19 protein-coding genes and 3 pseudogenes are annotated in these 19,139 nt (G+C 24.1%); 10 read left to right on the top strand and 12 right to left on the bottom strand.

Annotated features, from left to right (window positions below; translation table 4 throughout):
* Positions 1 to 30 precede the first annotated feature (30 nt).
* Complete coding sequence (locus AAHM82_RS01505; protein WP_342263886.1) at positions 31 to 2,346, bottom strand: hypothetical protein; 2,316 nt, start codon at positions 2,344 to 2,346, stop codon at positions 31 to 33.
* A gap of 246 nt (positions 2,347 to 2,592) precedes the next feature.
* Here AAHM82_RS01505 and AAHM82_RS01500 point away from each other — a divergent pair, with 246 nt between their 5' ends.
* Both AAHM82_RS01500 and AAHM82_RS01495 read left to right on the top strand, forming a co-directional pair.
* Positions 2,593 to 3,981, top strand: coding sequence for an Mbov_0401 family ICE element transposase-like protein (locus AAHM82_RS01500; RefSeq protein ID WP_342263885.1), 1,389 nt, complete (start codon positions 2,593 to 2,595; stop codon positions 3,979 to 3,981).
* Positions 3,982 to 4,205: 224 nt separating this feature from the next.
* Positions 4,206 to 4,367: pseudogene (locus AAHM82_RS01495) on the top strand (IS256 family transposase); the annotation flags it as partial.
* 104 nt (positions 4,368 to 4,471) lie between these two features.
* Here AAHM82_RS01495 and tpx read toward each other — a convergent pair.
* The 3 genes from tpx to AAHM82_RS12635 all read right to left on the bottom strand — a co-directional run bounded on the left by tpx (position 4,472) and on the right by AAHM82_RS12635 (position 6,019).
* Complete coding sequence (gene tpx, locus AAHM82_RS01490; RefSeq protein WP_342264307.1) at positions 4,472 to 4,960, bottom strand: thiol peroxidase; 489 nt, start codon at positions 4,958 to 4,960, stop codon at positions 4,472 to 4,474.
* Between the two features lie 229 nt (positions 4,961 to 5,189).
* Entirely contained in the window at positions 5,190 to 5,582 is a 393-nt protein-coding gene (locus AAHM82_RS12640; RefSeq protein ID WP_342264845.1) for a transposase family protein, read from the bottom strand.
* Positions 5,579 to 6,019, bottom strand: a complete 441-nt coding sequence (locus tag AAHM82_RS12635) for a helix-turn-helix domain-containing protein (RefSeq protein WP_425288991.1) — start codon at positions 6,017 to 6,019, stop codon at positions 5,579 to 5,581. Before AAHM82_RS12635 ends, AAHM82_RS12640 begins: the two co-directional genes overlap by 4 nt.
* A gap of 253 nt (positions 6,020 to 6,272) precedes the next feature.
* Between AAHM82_RS12635 and AAHM82_RS01480 the strand changes: the two genes are divergently transcribed.
* The gene (locus AAHM82_RS01480; protein ID WP_342263426.1) at positions 6,273 to 6,665 is read left to right on the top strand and encodes a transposase family protein; all 393 of its coding nucleotides are present in this window, start codon (positions 6,273 to 6,275) and stop codon (positions 6,663 to 6,665) included.
* Positions 6,666 to 6,667: 2 nt separating this feature from the next.
* Entirely contained in the window at positions 6,668 to 7,090 is a 423-nt protein-coding gene (locus AAHM82_RS01475; RefSeq protein WP_342264877.1) for a transposase family protein, read from the top strand.
* Positions 7,091 to 7,341: 251 nt separating this feature from the next.
* On the opposite strand, the gene AAHM82_RS01470 is transcribed toward AAHM82_RS01475, so the two are convergent.
* Positions 7,342 to 7,521: a hypothetical protein gene (locus AAHM82_RS01470; RefSeq protein ID WP_342264323.1), complete on the bottom strand. Its 180-nt coding sequence runs from the start codon at positions 7,519 to 7,521 to the stop codon at positions 7,342 to 7,344.
* A 262-nt stretch (positions 7,522 to 7,783) separates the two neighbouring features.
* Between AAHM82_RS01470 and AAHM82_RS01465 the strand changes: the two genes are divergently transcribed.
* The gene (locus AAHM82_RS01465; protein WP_342264322.1) at positions 7,784 to 8,338 is read left to right on the top strand and encodes an IS1/IS1595 family N-terminal zinc-binding domain-containing protein; all 555 of its coding nucleotides are present in this window, start codon (positions 7,784 to 7,786) and stop codon (positions 8,336 to 8,338) included.
* Positions 8,319 to 8,735, top strand: a complete 417-nt coding sequence (locus AAHM82_RS01460) for a hypothetical protein (protein ID WP_342264321.1) — start codon at positions 8,319 to 8,321, stop codon at positions 8,733 to 8,735. The genes AAHM82_RS01465 and AAHM82_RS01460 overlap by 20 nt, the downstream gene beginning before the upstream one ends.
* A gap of 399 nt (positions 8,736 to 9,134) precedes the next feature.
* Here the strand turns inward: AAHM82_RS01460 and AAHM82_RS01455 are convergent, their stop codons facing one another.
* The 6 genes from AAHM82_RS01455 to AAHM82_RS12625 form a co-directional block, all read right to left on the bottom strand.
* Positions 9,135 to 9,536 (bottom strand): hypothetical protein, encoded by a 402-nt coding sequence (locus tag AAHM82_RS01455; RefSeq protein ID WP_342264320.1) that lies wholly within the window; start codon positions 9,534 to 9,536, stop codon positions 9,135 to 9,137.
* 181 nt (positions 9,537 to 9,717) lie between these two features.
* A complete protein-coding gene (locus AAHM82_RS01450; protein ID WP_342264846.1) occupies positions 9,718 to 10,137 on the bottom strand; it encodes a transposase family protein in 420 nt (139 codons plus the stop codon).
* 5 nt (positions 10,138 to 10,142) lie between these two features.
* Positions 10,143 to 10,535: a transposase family protein gene (locus tag AAHM82_RS01445; RefSeq protein ID WP_342263426.1), complete on the bottom strand. Its 393-nt coding sequence runs from the start codon at positions 10,533 to 10,535 to the stop codon at positions 10,143 to 10,145.
* A gap of 52 nt (positions 10,536 to 10,587) precedes the next feature.
* Positions 10,588 to 12,021: a methionine--tRNA ligase gene (gene metG, locus AAHM82_RS01440; RefSeq protein WP_342264319.1), complete on the bottom strand. Its 1,434-nt coding sequence runs from the start codon at positions 12,019 to 12,021 to the stop codon at positions 10,588 to 10,590.
* 208 nt (positions 12,022 to 12,229) lie between these two features.
* Positions 12,230 to 12,622, bottom strand: a complete 393-nt coding sequence (locus AAHM82_RS12630; protein ID WP_342264845.1) for a transposase family protein — start codon at positions 12,620 to 12,622, stop codon at positions 12,230 to 12,232.
* Entirely contained in the window at positions 12,619 to 13,059 is a 441-nt protein-coding gene (locus AAHM82_RS12625) for a transposase family protein (RefSeq protein WP_342263396.1), read from the bottom strand. Before AAHM82_RS12625 ends, AAHM82_RS12630 begins: the two co-directional genes overlap by 4 nt.
* A 70-nt stretch (positions 13,060 to 13,129) precedes the next feature.
* Between AAHM82_RS12625 and AAHM82_RS01430 the strand changes: the two are divergent.
* The 4 genes and pseudogenes from AAHM82_RS01430 to ruvX all read left to right on the top strand — a co-directional run.
* A pseudogene (locus AAHM82_RS01430) lies at positions 13,130 to 13,489 on the top strand (transposase family protein); the annotation flags it as partial.
* A 413-nt stretch (positions 13,490 to 13,902) separates the two neighbouring features.
* Positions 13,903 to 15,387: a hypothetical protein gene (locus tag AAHM82_RS01425; RefSeq protein WP_342264318.1), complete on the top strand. Its 1,485-nt coding sequence runs from the start codon at positions 13,903 to 13,905 to the stop codon at positions 15,385 to 15,387.
* A gap of 69 nt (positions 15,388 to 15,456) precedes the next feature.
* Positions 15,457 to 18,204 (top strand): alanine--tRNA ligase, encoded by a 2,748-nt coding sequence (gene alaS, locus AAHM82_RS01420; protein ID WP_342264317.1) that lies wholly within the window; start codon positions 15,457 to 15,459, stop codon positions 18,202 to 18,204.
* Positions 18,192 to 18,614, top strand: a complete 423-nt coding sequence (ruvX, locus tag AAHM82_RS01415) for a Holliday junction resolvase RuvX (protein ID WP_342264316.1) — start codon at positions 18,192 to 18,194, stop codon at positions 18,612 to 18,614. Before alaS ends, ruvX begins: the two co-directional genes overlap by 13 nt.
* Positions 18,615 to 18,764: 150 nt before the next feature.
* Here the strand turns inward: ruvX and AAHM82_RS12620 are convergent.
* Positions 18,765 to 19,139 (bottom strand): annotated as a pseudogene (locus AAHM82_RS12620) (transposase); the annotation flags it as partial.

Below are 19,139 nucleotides of genomic sequence, written 5' to 3'. Positions count from 1 at the left end.
CTAAATAGCTAATATCGTTTTTATAAAACCTTATACTATAGTAGTAACTGTATTTGTTTTTACCGGCCCTTCTCTTTCTGATGAAAAAAATGCTTCACCGTTAAATGTTATTTTATCATTGTTTTTATCTATAATAATTTCATTGGGTAATAAACTATATTTTTGTAAAATTTTCATTACTTCTGTAATTGATAATGTAATTATTTGTTCTTTATTGTTATCATCAATTATTTTGGCAGTAATATTTCCTGTAATTTTTTGTTTTAAATTTAATATAACTTTAGATGTAATTATTCTTACTGGATAAGTAATTTTTAATTTTTCATTGGGATTAAGTTCAAATTTATCAGCGGGTTCCTTAAAAATACTTAAAATCATTTCTTGTTCTTGTTTATTTGTGTTTGATAAATCAAATTCATTTGATAATACATTAATGATTTCAGAATTTTTATTATTTATATTTGTAAAATCTGTTAATTTCATTTCATCATCAGAATTTATGTTTCAACCATTTAATTTATTTTCTTGTTTTGTTTTAGTTAATCCTGTTGTAATTTGAAATACTAATTTTGATTTTGAATTATATTCACAAGCAGGTACATTAAATGATCTTGTATTTGGAGTTTTATTGATAATTTCTCTATCAGAACACACATTTTTAGGAACATTAGATCATAAAAATGAATTTTCTTTTTTTGTTATTTCAATATCTGAAAAATTTAAATTATTAGTATCAATATAATTTATTTCCTTAAATTTTAAATTTGGATTTTCATCTTGAAATTTAAAAAATAATGCTTTTTTAAGCAATTCATTTAAATTAATGGCACTAATTTCATCTTTATTTTTAATTTTATAATTAACAGTAACTTCACCAAAATATTTACCATTGTCTTTTGCTTTAATTGTAGCTGATGTATCTGTTTTATTAATAATTTCTAATTGTGCTATATCTAAATCAGGATTTAAATAATTTAATTCATTTAAAATAACTACATTATTATTAATATTTAAATTAAAATTAATATTTAAATTAAAATTTAAAATAATTTTACTTAAATTATTTTCTCTTGTTAAAATATAAATATTATTATCAACTGTGTATATTAATGTTACTTCGCTATCAATACCAGCAATTTTTGTTGTTGTTGACTCGCCAGCTTTTCGTAAATAAAGACCATTTGTGGTTCCAAAATAAATATGACCAATCTTGCGACCACCTTCATCTTTATCAAATCAATACATTGATGTTATTGGGTGGGGTGGATTACTTTCTTTATTAACATAATTTTGACCATTAAGATAATAAAGATTATTTTCATTTTCATTTGTTTTTGTAACTACTTGTACACTATTAAAACCATCATCTTGAAAATAAATTATTTTTACTTCACCATCAATACCAGCAATTTTTGTTGTTGTTGACTCGCCAGCTTTTCGTAAATAAAGACCATTTGTGGTTCCAAAATAAATATCACCAATTTTACGACCATATTCATTTTTTGTAAAAATATAAATTGTTGTTATTGGATAAGGAATATTAATTTCTTTATTAACATAACCTTCATTACCATTAAGATAATAAGCATTATCATCGGTTGTTATAATATGTGCGCTATTATTTTTATCAATATAAGATTGAATTATTTTTACTTCACCATCAATACCAGCAATTTTTGTTGTTGTTGACTCGCCAGCTTTTCGTAAATAAAGACCATTTGTGGTTCCAAAATAAATATGACCAATCTTGCGACCACCTTCATCTTTATCAAATCAATACATTGATGTTATTGGGTGGGGTGGATTACTTTCTTTATTAACATAATTTTGACCATTAAGATAATAAAGATTATTTTCATTTTCATTTGTTTTTGTAACTACTTGTACACTATTAAAACCATCATCTTGAAAATAAATTATTTTTACTTCACCATCAATACCAGCAATTTTTGTTGTTGTTGACTCGCCAGCTTTTCGTAAATAAAGACCATTTGTGGTTCCAAAATAAATATCACCAATTTTACGGCCATATTCATCCTTGGCAAATGTATACATCGTTGTTACCGGATACGGAATTGTTTCTTTATTAATAACATAATTTTGACGATTAATGTAGTAAATATTATTTTTAATTTTAAAATTATTATCTTCTCTTTTAGCTCTATTTAAATTTTCTAAAATATTTATTTTATTATTTTCATCATTGCTTCGTTTTTGTCTTTTATAATTTATGTTTTCTAATTTAATTTGTTGTTCTTGTGTTGGATAAGGACTATTGGCAACAATTCCCGATATTCCACTACTTGCTATTGTTATTGTTCCTAAAATTTCTAGTAATTTTTTCATATTAATCAAATCCTTTTCGTGAATTTTTACTAATTAATAAATTTTTATAGTAACCGCTTGACCCTTCCTTAAAATTATAAAATTTAATTAATACAAATTAATTATAAATCATCAAATAAGAATTTCTATCATTTTTTCAAAATATTGAATAATAATTCTAGAAAAACATTTATCTTTAAAAAAGAAAAATAAGCATGACTAAATTTAACTTTGTTAAAATTACTCTACCTAGAAAGGTAATTTATTATGTTAAAAATTAATAATAATGTAAAAACTCCAGAAAATAAACATTGATTCAGCTTATTTACAACCCATAAAAATATGTACACCAACAAATGCGAGCAACTAGCTAATGAATACGAAAAATTAGATGAGTACTTATATAAATATCATTATCGCTTAAAACAAGGTTATAAAGTAGTTCATTTTGCAACAAGAACAATTATTACAATTTTTGGTGATGTTACTTTTAAACGACGCCGATATAAATATTGAAATCAAAAATCAGGTAAATTTGAATATGTATGTTTGTTAGATAAAGAAATTGGTTTATTGCCCAAACAACGCATTTATTTTGATGTTCAATTTAAAGTTTTAAGTCTTTTAGGTGATGGTAAACGCTATCGCGATGTTTTAGATGCTCTAAATCATTGTTATATTTCAAAAGCTAGTATTTCAAGTATTTTAAATAAATATGATATTGCTGAATATTTTCAACTAGCAGAAAAAGAAACTAAAACTAGAATTGATGTCAAAAATAAGGATTTATATATTCAACTAGATGAGACATTTTTAGCGACATTAGATCATAAAGTTAAACAAGACCAAAGAATTCGTTTAGTTACTTTTCATACCGGACATAAAGAAAAAAATTACAAAAACGCTCGTAGAGAATTAGAAAACAAACGAGGTCATTTTCTAATGTTAAAAGTTGGTAAACGAATAAATACGATGGACTATCGTGATTCATTAATTAAAGAATTACAAAAACATTATACGAATATTAATTATGACAAAATAATTGTTTGTGGTGATGGTGATACTTGAATTAGAGAAATTGCCAACAGTTTTGGTAATGTTAGATATATTTTAGATGGTTATCACGCTATTAAAAAATTAAAACAAACTGCATTTAATATTATTTTTGAAAATCGCAAAGTAACATTAAATAGTTGAATTAAATTATATAAAGATGGAAATCATCAAGAATTAATCAAAAACATTCGTAATGTTGCTAAAAATGAATTAAATAAAGATATTAAAACAAATTTAAGAAAGGCGAGTAATTATTTCAGTAATAATAAACAAGGTATTAATAATCAAAATTTAGAATGAAATATCGGTTGTAGCATTGAAAGTGATGTATCGCATTTGGTAAAACAACAATTAGGATATGGAGCAAAAATATATAATCATAAGAATTTAAATAACTTATTACATTTAAGAATGGCAAATTTAAACAAATTAAATGTATTACATTACATTAATGAAAATATTAATTCAGAAATAGAAATCAGAAAAGAAATATATAAAACTTCATTATGAAATAAATATAATAAGAAAAATGATGATAGTTGAATTAATAAGGGCAGTATTGTATATACGAATAAATATAGAAAACATAAATTTAGATAATTAGTGAAAATTTAATAAAATTAATAATTTTTTGTTGTGTAAAAATTCAATAATATGATAAAATCATAGCGAATAAAGATGACAATAACAAGAAAGGCAGGGTTAGTTTAGTAATTAAATAATATAAATTAGCTGATTGTTTTACTTCTTCAAAGCAATACCTAAGAAAACTAAACGCGACCCTTTTAAAAAAACTGCTTGTGCTTGTCATAAGTCTGTGGTATATTACAAATAAAAAGATTTTTTCTAATGACGCATCAGTTTTTAAAATATTTTATTTAGCATTTCAAAATATGGTTAAGAAATGAACGATGCCAATTCAAAATTGGGGTAGTGCAATTTCACATTTAATGATAAAATTTGAGGACAGAGTGAATTTAAGTTAATTACTTAAAGACACAGTTAATTGTACAGTCCCTTATATTATATAAATTAATAATAAATAAAACACACTTTATACAAAGTGTGTTTTTTGTTGCAACATATGTGATTATTTGTTTAAAAAGTCTCATAGTTTAGCGTAATTCGGTTCCACTGATGTTTCTTCGTTAATATCAATGTAGATAATGATGTTATTTTCATCTAAGACTAATAAGGTTCTTGCTAAAAGTTCTAGTTTTTGGATTACTAAACCGGTTTTAATGCCGAAATCACGGTATTTGTAGTCAGATATAAGGATGTGATTATTGTCTTTAAAACTCTCACAAGCTCTATTTTGGGCGAAGGGTAGGTCTCTTGAAATTGTAATTAGTTGCATATTTTCTAGTTTACTAATATTTTTGTTCATATGTTTAGTTTGGATTAAACAAGTGTTAGTGTCAACACTGGGGACGACTGAGATTACTTTCTTTTTATTGACGATGTCAGTTATTTTAAAGTCTGACATATTAAGATTAGTGGCGATAAAATTAAGAGTTTCACCAATTTTAATTGGTTCTTTAATTAATTGTAAAGGTTTTCCTTTCATTTTTACTTCCATATTGGTCCTCCTTAGGGTATGCATAATTTAATTATATAAAGAAATGATGTAATATAATAGACTTCTTGCAAAATTAATATGATAATTATAATTTTTAAATTTAAAATAAATATAAAAGTGTTATTAAAATAATTTTTAGATTATTTTTACAAATATTTTGTCATTAAAACATAATAAAAATTATTATTTACAATAAAAAAAGACTGAAATTTTAAATTATCAAATATATTTAAACTAATAGTTGTAAATTATAAATTGAAGCTATTAAATTAAATCTTAAAGCAAATCTTTTTCTACGATTTCGATATTTTTCACTAATAATTTTAAATTTTTTAAGTATAGCAAAAACATTTTCAATAACAATTCTCATTTTTGAAATTCGCTCATTATTTTGCTTTTCTTCTTTATTTAAAGGGTTTTTCTTTGATTTTCTTTTAGGAATTAAAACATTATGATTAATTTTTTGTATGCCTTGATAACCTAAATCCACTAAAACAGTTGTTTCTGGTAAAAATTTAATTTTTGAATCTTTTAAAATTTTAAAGTCATGGTTTTTACCATAAGAAAAATCAGAACTAATAATTTTTTTACTATCTTTTTCAATTATAACTTGTGTTTTTATTGTGTGTTTTTTCTTTTTTCCTGAGTAGTGCTGTTTTTGTCTTTTTTTGGGCGTTGGATTTGGCTTTCAGTTACATCAATTATAACAGTCTTATCTTTGAAATAATCTTTTAATAGTGATTTTTGACCAGTAAGTTGTTGAAAATTAGGGTGTTTTATTAAAGTGTCTTCAATTCATTTGATATTTCTATAACAACTACTTTCACTAATATCATAACTTTTTGCAATAATACGATATGTACTATATTCTTTTCAGTATTCTAAAGTCATTAAAATACGATTTTCTAATGATAATTTATTGGTTCTTCCGCGACGAAATCTCTTTTTTAATTCTTCTATTTTTAAAATTTCTAGCATTTTATTAAAAGTAGTATGTTTAATACCAGTTAATCTTAAAAAATTTTTATCACTTATTTGATTATTTTTTTTAAATTTCATTTAAATTCCACCTTTTTATTAAAAACAACAATTCAATTATATTTTAAATTAATTTTGCAAGAAGTCTAATAAAAAATTTTTAATTTTGTCGAAAACTCTTGATAAAATAAAAAAAATCATCAACTTGATAATTTTAAAAGGCTTTTATGTAAAATTACTATTTTTACTTTAACTTTTTTATACATTAGACTTGGTACATAACCTTTAATTTTATCTACTATTTTGATAATATTATTTCCTAGGTGAAGTACAAATGTTAGATAAATACAAAGACGAAAACGAATTTTATAGTTTAATAGGCATAAAATATAAAACTTTCATGAAAATGGTAGAAATTTTAAAAGAAGGTGAAGCTAAACAAAAACAAATTGGTGGTAGACCAAATAAATTATCAATAGAGCAAAGATTACTTATGACTTTAGAATACTGAAAAGAATATAGTACATATCGTATTATTGCAAAAAAATATAATATTAGTCATGTTAGTTGTATTCGTAATATCTTTTGAGTTGAAAATACTCTAATAAAAAATAGTCACTTTCATATACCTGGCAAAAAGATATTATTAGAAAATAAGGGTACTACTAATAATTTATTAGCAATTGATGCTACAGAAATTCCAATTGAAAGAATTAAAAAAAACTAAAATTATTATTTTCTGGTAAGAAAAGGCAACATTCATTAAAATCGCAAATAATTATTGATTTATTTAACAATAAAATTATTTCAGTAGATTTTTGTTATGGCAGTACTCATGATTATAAGTTATTTTTAAAATCAAATACACTTATAAATCCAAAATTAGAATTAATTGCCGATTCAGGATATCAAGGTTTGCAAAATGTTCATAAAAATACATTATTGCCAATTAAAAAGAGTAAAAATAATCCTTTAAATCCAGATAAAAAGGAATATAATAGCTTTTTAAGTAAAGTTAGAATTGTCATTGAACATGTTTTTGCTAGATTAAAAAGATTTAAAATACTAGTTTATCGTTATCGCAATAAGATTAGAAGATTTGGATTACGATTTAACTTAATTTCAGGAATATATAATTTTGAATTAAGCTAGTTATAGTTATGTACCAAGTCTAATAAATAAATCTCAGAAAGTTTGTTTAATTTGTTCTCAATTAAATTCTTTTAAATTTACCGTCATTTTTTATCTCCCAAAAATCATTTTTATTGGTAAATACATAATTGAAATTAATGCGAAAAGAAAAGTAATGATAATAATTAATCCGGCAATAAACGCAACTTGTGCGGGCATTTTTTCTATCGGAACAAACAGTTTTAAGAATTCCATGATAATTTTTCAAAACATTATTTTTTATCCGCGTTATTTTCTTTTGAATTAGGAGCTTTAACTCATTCTTCAAAGCGGGCAATAAATACTTTTTCGTCTTTCATGAAATTACCAATATTATTTTTAATGGCATTTTTATATTTAATTCTAATTTTTATTTTGGCATAAATTTTATAAGCAAAATATGCCAATAGCATGATGCTGATAATAATTAAATATTAATCCAATCGCAATATTCATTTTTAAACTCCTTTAAAAATAGTTATAATTTATATCTTTTTTGTTGTTTTCTTTTTCGGCAATGAAGAAGCTTAATAATTCTTGTCCCTTAATTAATTTGGTTTCATTTTCTTTTTGATTAATTGAAATTATTTTTTAATTTTGTCGAAAACTCTTGATATTTATTGAATATACTTAATTTTAGGTATATTTTTAATATGATAGAGGTGGATAATAATTATGGAAAAAATAATTCAAGAACTAGTAAATACTTTAACAGATGATCAATTTTTAGAATTTTATGAAAAAGTCAAACAACAAGCAGAATTAATAAAAAAACAAAAACGTTTAAATGAAATTGATCAAAAATTTAGAGCGCAAGGTATTAAATGCCCTAAATGTGAATCTTACCATTGCGTTAAAAATGGACATAATTCAGAAGGAAAACAAAAATATTTATGTAAAAATTGCTGTGCAAGTTTTGACGCTTTTCGTAATCATTTTATTTATTGAAGTCATTTAAATTATGAACAATGAAATTTATTGATTCAAATTTCATTGCTGGGGCAATCTAGTAAAACAATTTCTCGTTTTATTAAAACTACATTAAAAACTGCTTGATATAATCGTCAAAAATTAATGAAACCAAAACAATTAGAAAATACCCAATTAAAATTTAAAAAATTATCTGGTAAAATCCAAATCGATGAAACATTTATTAAAGAAATCCATAAAGGAAATTTCAAATATAAAACTGATCCACGAAGAATTCACCTTGAACCCATTCGCAACTAATACTAAATGCTGTATTCAAATGGCAATTGATAATAATAACAATATTTATGTTAAATCCACAAACACCAAACGTTTACAAAAACAATGAGTTATTGAAAATATGAACAAAGAATTAATTAACGAAAATTCAATTATTACTTCCGATATGCAAAAATTATATTTTTTAGTAGCAAAACAAACAAATTCTACTTTATGTGTAACTAAAACAACAATTAATCCTGAAGCTAGTTATCGTAACTTAAATAAAATCAGTAAATTACAATCTAGTCTTAAAGAAGCCTTAATTCATTATCATGGTTTAGGTTTTACTAATATTCAAAATTATTTAAATCTCTGAAAATGAAAATACCAACATAAGGGTTTAACTCCAAAAACAAACAACGGTATTATATTTTAATGTATAAAAAAGTTAAAGTAAAAATAATAATTTTACATAAAAGCCTTTTAAAATTATCAAGTTGATGATTTTTTTTATTTTATCAAGAGTTTTCGACAAAATTAAAAGAAATTTCTACACTTTAACATCCGCATCCTGCCCTTGGAACTAATTTAATAGCGTGTATATTTTTAGGAAATCCACCCATTCATTTTTTTATTGCAAAACGAAACAAATTGCTATAGCTAATAGGGTATTATCTATTAACTGGTAAACTTCTTTTGGTTATGGCGACCACCCACAATTTATCGTGTCTTAATACATACCAACATTATTAATTCACTTGTATTTAATTTTCAAAGAACAAATTTTTAACACCTTATAAAATAAAAAGACAATCATTACTGACTGTCTTAATACTTATTCAAATATTTTCCCACCTAACAAAACTTTATGCGTCCGTGTCATTGTTGTCGCCGCAAAAGGAAGCATCATTGTCATATATGTTATAAAAGTAATAGAAATATATAATGAGATGACAATTAAACCACCTTGCTTTAAAATTACTGGTTTATCACTTTTAAAATGATAAATTGCTGCTAATAGAAATCACACAAAAACAATAATATTACTTTGAATTGTAAAATAACTAAAATATTGACCTTGAAAACCCATATAAGAAAAAGGTTCATCAATACTTCGCATTCAAGTTTTAGTTATTAAATGTTCAACATAACCAAAAATTAAAACTGATAATGTAAAAACTGCAATTACGATTTCATAAATAAACCATCATTTATTAGCATCTTTAGTAATTTTCATAAAATATCCTCCTTTAAATTAAAAATAATTAACTATTATTTATTCGCGGAAATAATATCTGTTTCAAATTAATTTTAACATTATCTAAATCATGAAAATTAGTTAAATTTGTAAAATTTAACTGTTCGTAATTAATATTTAATTGTTGAAAAATAACAATAGACTTGGTACATAACTATAACTAGCTTAATTCAAAATTATATATTCCTGAAATTAAGTTAAATCGTAATCCAAATCTTCTAATCTTATTGCGATAACGATAAACTAGTATTTTAAATCTTTTTAATCTAGCAAAAACATGTTCAATGACAATTCTAACTTTACTTAAAAAGCTATTATATTCCTTTTTATCTGGATTTAAAGGATTATTTTTACTCTTTTTAATTGGCAATAATGTATTTTTATGAACATTTTGCAAACCTTGATATCCTGAATCGGCAATTAATTCTAATTTTGGATTTATAAGTGTATTTGATTTTAAAAATAACTTATAATCATGAGTACTGCCATAACAAAAATCTACTGAAATAATTTTATTGTTAAATAAATCAATAATTATTTGCGATTTTAATGAATGTTGCCTTTTCTTACCAGAAAATAATAATTTTAGTTTTTTTTAATTCTTTCAATTGGAATTTCTGTAGCATCAATTGCTAATAAATTATTAGTAGTACCCTTATTTTCTAATAATATCTTTTTGCCAGGTATATGAAAGTGACTATTTTTTATTAGAGTATTTTCAACTCAAAAGATATTACGAATACAACTAACATGACTAATATTATATTTTTTTGCAATAATACGATATGTACTATATTCTTTTCAGTATTCTAAAGTCATAAGTAATCTTTGCTCTATTGATAATTTATTTGGTCTACCACCAATTTGTTTTTGTTTAGCTTCACCTTCTTTTAAAATTTCTACCATTTTCATGAAAGTTTTATATTTTATGCCTATTAAACTATAAAATTCGTTTTCGTCTTTGTATTTATCTAACATTTGTACTTCACCTAGGAAATAATATTATCAAAATAGTAGATAAAATTAAAGGTTATGTACCAAGTCTAATACTTTTCGTTACTAAAATCGGTTGTAATAAATACGCACTTACTTTTAAAACTTGTAATAAATTATTAATAACTTTACTTAAATTAACATCATGATTAGTAAATAATATTCAAGGAGTTCTTTCTTCAATATATTTATTAGCATAATGTAATAATTCAATTACCGCTTTAACAGCATCATTAATTAAATATTGATTCATTTTTGCTTCATAACTTTCAATTGTTAAATGAATGTGTTGTTCTAATGCCTTATCTAAATCATTAGTACTAGGAACATACTGCGGAATAACATTATTAAAATATTTTTCGGTCATTGTCATTGTTCTTGATAATAAATTACCTAAATTATTAACTAAATTACTATTATAAGAATCAATTAATAATTGTAAGCTATAATTACTATCTCTGGTAATATGTAAATCATTAACAAGAAAAAATCGTAAAGCATCACTACCATACTCATTAATTAATTGTAATGGATTAATACTATTATCTTTTGATTTTGACATTTTATCATCATTCATTGTGATTCATGAATGACTAATTAGTTTATTAGGTAAACGAATATTTAATGCCATTAATAGGATTGGTCAATAAATAGCATGAAATCTAGTAATTTCTTTACCTAAAAATTGCACAATTTCACTATTTTCTCCTCAATATTTATTAAATTCACTATTATCTGATGAAAGATAACCTAATGAACTTAAATAATTGCTTAAAGCATCAATTCAAACATAAATTATATGTTTGGAATTTTCTTTAACCGGAATCCCTCAATTAAAACTTGTTCTTGTAACACTTAAATCTTGAAGTCCCGGACTTAAAAAATTATTAATCATTTCATTCATTCGTGATTCGGGATAAATAAAGTCAGGATGTTGATGATAATAAGCTAACAATTGTTTTTGATACTTTGAAACTTTAAAAAAATAACTTTCTTCTTGTAAAAACTTTAATTGTTGATTACACAACAAATGCAACTTATCACGAGAAATTTGTGATTTAGTAACAAATTCTTCACAAGCAATACAATATCAGCCTTCATATTGATCTAAATAAATATCTTCTTGGGCTAATAACTGATTAAAGATTTTTTCAACAACAATAGTATGTTCTTGACTACTAGTTCTAATAAATTTAGAATAATCAATGTGTAAGGCTGTTCATAAATCCTTAAACTTATTAACGATGTCATCAACAAATTCTTGGGGGGTAATATTTGCTAATTGTGCCGCTTTAGCAATTTTTTGTCCGTGTTCATCACTACCAGTAGTAAAAAATACTTCATCATAACCTTGTTGTTTCTTATAACGCGCTAAAACATCACTTAAAACTGTTGTATACGCGTGTCCTAAGTGCAATTCATTATTCGGATAATATATTGGCGTTGAAACATAAAAATATTTTGGTTGCATAACTTCATCCTTTATCAAATTATTTATATTATATATTAGACTTCTTGCAAAATTAATATGATAATTATAATTTTTAAATTTAAAATAAATATAAAAGTGTTATTAAAATAATTTTTAGATTATTTTTACAAATATTTTGTCATTAAAACATAATAAAAATTATTATTTACAATAAAAAAAGACTGAAATTTTAAATTATCAAATATATTTAAACTAATAGTTGTAAATTATAAATTGAAGCTATTAAATTAAATCTTAAAGCAAATCTTTTTCTACGATTTCGATATTTTTCACTAATAATTTTAAATTTTTTAAGTATAGCAAAAACATTTTCAATAACAATTCTCATTTTTGAAATTCGCTCATTATTTTGCTTTTCTTCTTTATTTAAAGGGTTTTTCTTTGATTTTCTTTTAGGAATTAAAACATTATGATTAATTTTTTGTATGCCTTGATAACCTAAATCCACTAAAACAGTTGTTTCTGGTAAAAATTTAATTTTTGAATCTTTTAAAATTTTAAAGTCATGGTTTTTACCATAAGAAAAATCAGAACTAATAATTTTTTTACTATCTTTTTCAATTATAACTTGTGTTTTTATTGTGTGTTTTTTCTTTTTTCCTGAGTAGTGCTGTTTTTGTCTTTTTTTGGGCGTTGGATTTGGCTTTCAGTTACATCAATTATAACAGTCTTATCTTTGAAATAATCTTTTAATAGTGATTTTTGACCAGTAAGTTGTTGAAAATTAGGGTGTTTTATTAAAGTGTCTTCAATTCATTTGATATTTCTATAACAACTACTTTCACTAATATCATAACTTTTTGCAATATGAAAATAAGTTCTATATTCTCTTCAATATTCTAAAGTCATTAAAATACGATTTTCTAATGATAATTTATTGGTTCTTCCGCGACGAAATCTCTTTTTTAATTCTTCTATTTTTAAAATTTCTAGCATTTTATTAAAAGTAGTATGTTTAATACCAGTTAATCTTAAAAAATTTTTATCACTTATTTGATTATTTTTTTTAAATTTCATTTAAATTCCACCTTTTTATTAAAAACAACAATTCAATTATATTTTAAATTAATTTTGCAAGAAGTCTAGTAAAAAAATTATTAGTTCTGATTTTTCTTATGGTAAAAACCATGACTTTAAAATTTTAAAAGATTCAAAAATTAAATTTTTACCAGAAACAACTGTTTTAGTGGATTTAGGTTATCAAGGCATACAAAAAATTAATCATAATGTTTTAATTCCTAAAAGAAAATCAAAGAAAAACCCTTTAAATAAAGAAGAAAAGCAAAATAATGAGCGAATTTCAAAAATGAGAATTGTTATTGAAAATGTTTTTGCTATACTTAAAAAATTTAAAATTATTAGTGAAAAATATCGAAATCGTAGAAAAAGATTTGCTTTAAGATTTAATTTAATAGCTTCAATTTATAATTTACAACTATTAGTTTAAATATATTTGATAATTTAAAATTTCAGTCTTTTTTTATTGTAAATAATAATTTTTATTATGTTTTAATGACAAAATATTTGTAAAAATAATCTAAAAATTATTTTAATAACACTTTTATATTTATTTTAAATTTAAAAATTATAATTATCATATTAATTTTGCAAGAAGTCTATTGTGTAAAAATTCAATAATATGATAAAATGAAAACGAATAAAAATGACAACAAACAAGAAAGACAGGGTTAGTTTAGTAATTAAATAATATAATTAGCTGATTGTTTTACTTCTTCAAAGCAATACCTAACAAAACTAAACGCGACCCCACCTTAGGTATTCTTAATAAATTTAATTTCTTATGATATAATTTTAATTGTAAATTTATTTTTTAAAATATTTTAAGGAACGATTTGTAAAATGGAAAGAACAGATACTAAAAACATTGAAATAAAAACGAATAATGGTAACAGTAAAGGTAATTCTTCCAAATTTACTATTAGTTTTGACCACAAATGAACAAGATGATTATTTATAATTTTAATTTGTTTAGTAGTTCTTTTATTATTAAAACTTACGGGTGCTGATCAAATTATTCTTAATGTTATTTTAGCCTTTATTCCCTTAGGATTAGCATTAGCTGTGATTTGAGTTCTCAATCCGTTAATTTATCGTTTGATAAAATTAAAGTTTAATAAAACCGTGGCAAAGTATTTAACTTTTTTTATTTCTCTAATAATTGGTATTTTTATTATTGTTTTTTTGCTTTGATTATTTATTGACCAATTTGTAAGTTTTATTAGTCAGTTCTTAGAGGATAGTACAGTTATTAAAGAAAGATTAGATAATTGAAAAGGTACAGGCGTTGATCAAAATAAATCACTTTTATCACATATCTTTGGTTTTGCTTATGATACAGAAACTGAACAATGACGATTACAAACTAATGTTGATTGAACACCAATAAAAGATAATTGACAAGACATATTAAGTCAAATTAAAAGTAAAGTACTTGATAATAATAAAGGTGCTTGGGAAATTTTATTAACAAAATTACGCAATGACTATGGTATTTATTTGGATTCAACTAATAAATTTGTTGTTGATTATTTGCGCTATTTAAAACAACCATCATTAGATAGTGTTAGTGAATATTTTAAAAATTTATATACTGAAATCAAAGCATGGTTAATAGCAAATAATATTACTGTAGATGAAAATAATTTAAATTTAGTGAATGAAGTTGTAATTAATAATGCAAAAATTGGTGATGCTTTTGATGGTAACAAATTAGGGAAAATGTATCAGTTGTTATTTAGTTTTGGGGCCACAACACAATGATTTTTTTCAGCAACTTTTTTAGTTGATATTATTAATACAATTTATGGTTTATTTATTACGATTATGATTACAATGTTTTTGTTAGGTGGCGATAAATCATTTACTAATTTTTTAAAAACGCAATTAATTCCTGGGAAAAATATTAAACGCAAAGAAATTATTGCTAATGCTTTGCAAAAATCTTTGTTTGGCTATGTGGCGGGTGGTTCCACATATAAAAGTTCTTTTGCGGTATTAGGTTTATTTATGACTTTTGCTAATATTGTCCCTTATGTGGGACCATTTATTGGAATGGTTCCCATTGCTTTAGCAGGAGTGTTAGATGCTTTAGTAGCACCATCAGGAACGAATGAATTAGTTAGTTGGGTACCCCCCAATGATTGTTGCTGTAGTTGGTGCATTTATTGTTCAATTAATTGAAAATGCTTTTGTTGTTTATCCAAAAGTTTTTGGACGAGTAACCAAATTACATCCGGTGACAATATTAATGGGAATTTCTATTTTTGGGGCAATTATTGGTATTTGAGGAATGATTATTGCGGTACCAACAATAGCAACAATTAAAGCAGTTGCTAACGATATTTATAATAAGAAATTGCTTTTATAAATTTTAAATTAAAGGGGTATAAATTAATGAAATACTTAACAACTAGTGAGATTAGACAGAAATTTCTTGATTTCTTTATTAAAAATGGTCATTATGCTTTACCTAGTGCATCATTAATTCCTGTTAATGATAATTCATTATTATGAATTAATTCTGGCGTTGCAGCCTTAAAACCGTATTTTGATGGTAGAAAAGCTCCACCTCATCAACGATTAGTAAACTCACAAAAGGCCTTGCGAACTAATGATATTGAAAATGTTGGTTACACAGCAAAACATCATACTTTATTTGAAATGCTAGGTAATTTTTCAATTGGTGATTATTTTAAAAAAGAGGCTATTGTTTTTGCTTGAGAATTTTTAACTAGTAAACAATGATTAGGTATTGATGCTAATAAACTGATTGTTACTGTTTTTCTAGATGATACTGATACCATTAAAATTTGAAAAGAAGTTATTGGTTTAGATTCAAGTCGGATTATTTTAGGGAGTCGTGATACCAACTTTTGAGATATGGGTCAGGGTCCTTGTGGTCCAAATACGGAAATTTTTTATGATCGGGGAATTGTTTGAGATAAAGAAAACTATGGTTTGAAGTTATTGCAAGATGATATTGAAAATGATCGTTATTTAGAAATTTGAAATATTGTTTTTTCAGATAGTAATAATGATGGACAAGGTAATTATCATGATTTACCTCGTAAAAATATTGATACAGGGGCAGGGTTAGAACGATTGGCTTGTATAATCCAAGAAGTACCTACTAATTTTGAAACTGATTTATTTTTACCGATAATTGAAGGCATTACTAAATTAGTTAAAGTTTCTTATGATCCAAATAATATCTTTGAAAAATCTAATGACCAAACAAAAATTAATGTTGCATTTAAAGTTATTAGTGACCATATTAGAGCGATTTCTTTTGCTATTGGTGATGGTGTTTTTCCTAGTAATAAAGATCGTGGTTATGTTATTCGCCGTTTAATTCGTCGAGCAATGGTTTATGGTCATAAATTGCACATTAATGAACCGTTTTTATATAAATTAGTTATTATTGTTGTTAATTTGATGAAAGATTATTATCCTCATTTAGAAGCAAAAGAAGAGATTATTACTAGTACTGTTAAAAAGGAAGAAGAAAAGTTTTTTAATAATCTAAAACAAGGTCTTAATCATTTTAATGAAATGTTAATTGAAGAAAAAACAATTACGACTGAAAATGCTTTTAAATTATATGATACTTATGGTTTTCCGATTGATTTAACTATTGAGTTAGCAAGTGAAAAAAAAATTACTATTGATTTAGTAAGATATAATGAATTATTAGAAGCACAAAGAAAAGATGCTCGTAATGCAAGAAGTAATCAACAAATTGAAGCGATGGATATGCAAAATAAATTATTATTAGATTTAAAAATTCCTAGCATTTTTATTGGTTACGAAGTAGAAGAAAATCCGCAAGCTAAAGTGGTAGCTTTATTTTATGGTGAAGAAATGTTACCATCAGTTAAAGATGATATTGTTGATGTGATACTTGATGCCACACCATTTTATGCTGAAAAAGGTGGTCAAGCTAACGATACAGGAATAATTAGTAATGCAACAATGCTTGGTGAAGTTATTGATGTCAAATTGGCACCCAATAAGCAACACATTCATCGGATACAAGTTAACGGCACTTTAAAAACTAATGATATTGTTTGTGCTGTTATTAATCATCATCATCGTAATTATGGAATGAAAAATCATTCGGGAACTCATTTATTGCATTCAGCGATTAGAGAAATTTTAGGTGCTGATGCCATGCAAATTAGTTCATTTAATAACTATCAATATTTACGACTAGATATTGCTTACAATAAAGAAATTACAACCCAAAATTTACAAGCTATTAATAATTTAGTTACTAAATGAATTGCACAAAATGATAGTTGTGAAATTTATATTACTAGTTATGATGAAGCAATTAAAATGAATGCCATGGCTTTTTTTAACGAGAAATATGACAAAGAAGTTCGTGTTGTTAAGTTTGGTAATTATTCTATTGAATTATGTGGAGGAACACACGTTAAATATACAGGTGATATTGAACAATTATTAATTACTAGTATTGAATCCAAAGGAAGTGGTATTTATCGCTTTCAAGCTTTAACATCAACACTAACAATAAATAATTATTATGATGAACAAATTAAAGATTTAAAAACAAAAAGTGCTGAAAAATTGGCAAAATATAATAAAAATTTATTAACAGATAGTTATCTTGAACAACTATTTAATACCATTACTAGTATGAATAATATTAGTAATGCGACATGAAAACAATTGCGTACATTATATTATGAACTTCAAATTGCTTTTAAAAAATGAGAAAAAAAAGTTGAACAAAAACTAATTAAAGAACAAATTAATCAATATCAAAATCTGGAAATTATTTCATTGCCAACATATAATATTTTAATTTATCAATTTAATGACCTTGCGATTGCTACTTTAAAGTTATTAGCAGATAAATATCGGTTATTAGATAATAAATTAGTAATTATTTTTACTAATAAAAATATTAATACAAAAAATTCGTTATTAGTAGTTGTTAGTGAATCTTTAATTAAAGAAGGATTAAGTGCCGTTACAATTGTTAAATCTTTAACAAAACAATGTCAAGGTTCTGGTGGCGGAAATATGCAATTAGCTTTAGGTGGATTTAATAATGAGATAAAAATGCAAGAATTATTACAGCAATTAAAACAAGAAGATGTGTTATGAAATATATAGGTTTAGATGTGGGTAGCAAAACAATTGGCTTAGCTATTGGTCAAGGAATTATTAGTTTATCAAAAGCAACAATTAATTTTCCTGAATATAATTTTTCTCAAGCTATTAATTTAGTATTACAATTTATTAAACAAGAAAATCCTGATATAATTATTGTTGGTCATCCCTTAAATATGAATGGATCTAAAAGTAAAACAACAATAATGGTTGAAGATTTTGTTTTGCAACTAAAAACAAAAACTAATTGCGAAATTATTTTATGAGATGAAAGATTAACATCACGATCTGCTAATCAAATAATGTTAACTGCTAATGTTTCACGAAAAAAACGAAAAATGAATAAAGATAAATTAGCAGCACAATTAATTTTACAAAACTATTTTGATTATTTGCAGCATCTGGACGCATAAAGTTTTGTTAGGTGGGAAAAGATTTGAATAAGTATTAAGACAGTCAGTAATGATTGTCTTTTTATTTTATAAGGTGTTAAAAATTTGTTCTTTGAAAATTAAATACAAGTGAATTAAAGGGACTGTACAATTAACTGTGTCTCTAAGTAATTAACTTAAATTCACTCTGACCTCAAATTTTATCATTAAATGTGAAATTGCACTACCCCAATTTTGAATTGGCATCGTTCATTTCTTAACCATATTTTGAAATGCTAAATAAAATATTTTAAAAACTGATGCGTCATTAGGAAAAATCTTTTTATTCTTAATAACTTTTCTTAGTTGACTATTAACAGATTCAATCGCATTAGTTGTGTAAATAATCCTTCTAAATTCTTGAGGATATTCAAGAAAAATTATTAAATTATTTCAGTTATTTTTTCATGATTTAGTAATTTGTGGATACTTTTTATTTCATTTTTCTGAAAAATGAAATAAAGCAACTAGCGCTATTTCTTCATTAATTGCTGTATAAATTGATTT

Origin of the sequence: Spiroplasma endosymbiont of Clivina fossor (genome assembly GCF_964031115.1) — a bacterium.
Taxonomy (GTDB): Bacteria; Bacillota_I; Bacilli_A; order Mycoplasmatales; family Nriv7; genus Nriv7.
Note: the sequence above shows the minus strand (reverse complement) of the source record. Positions and strands in the feature narration are given on the sequence as shown.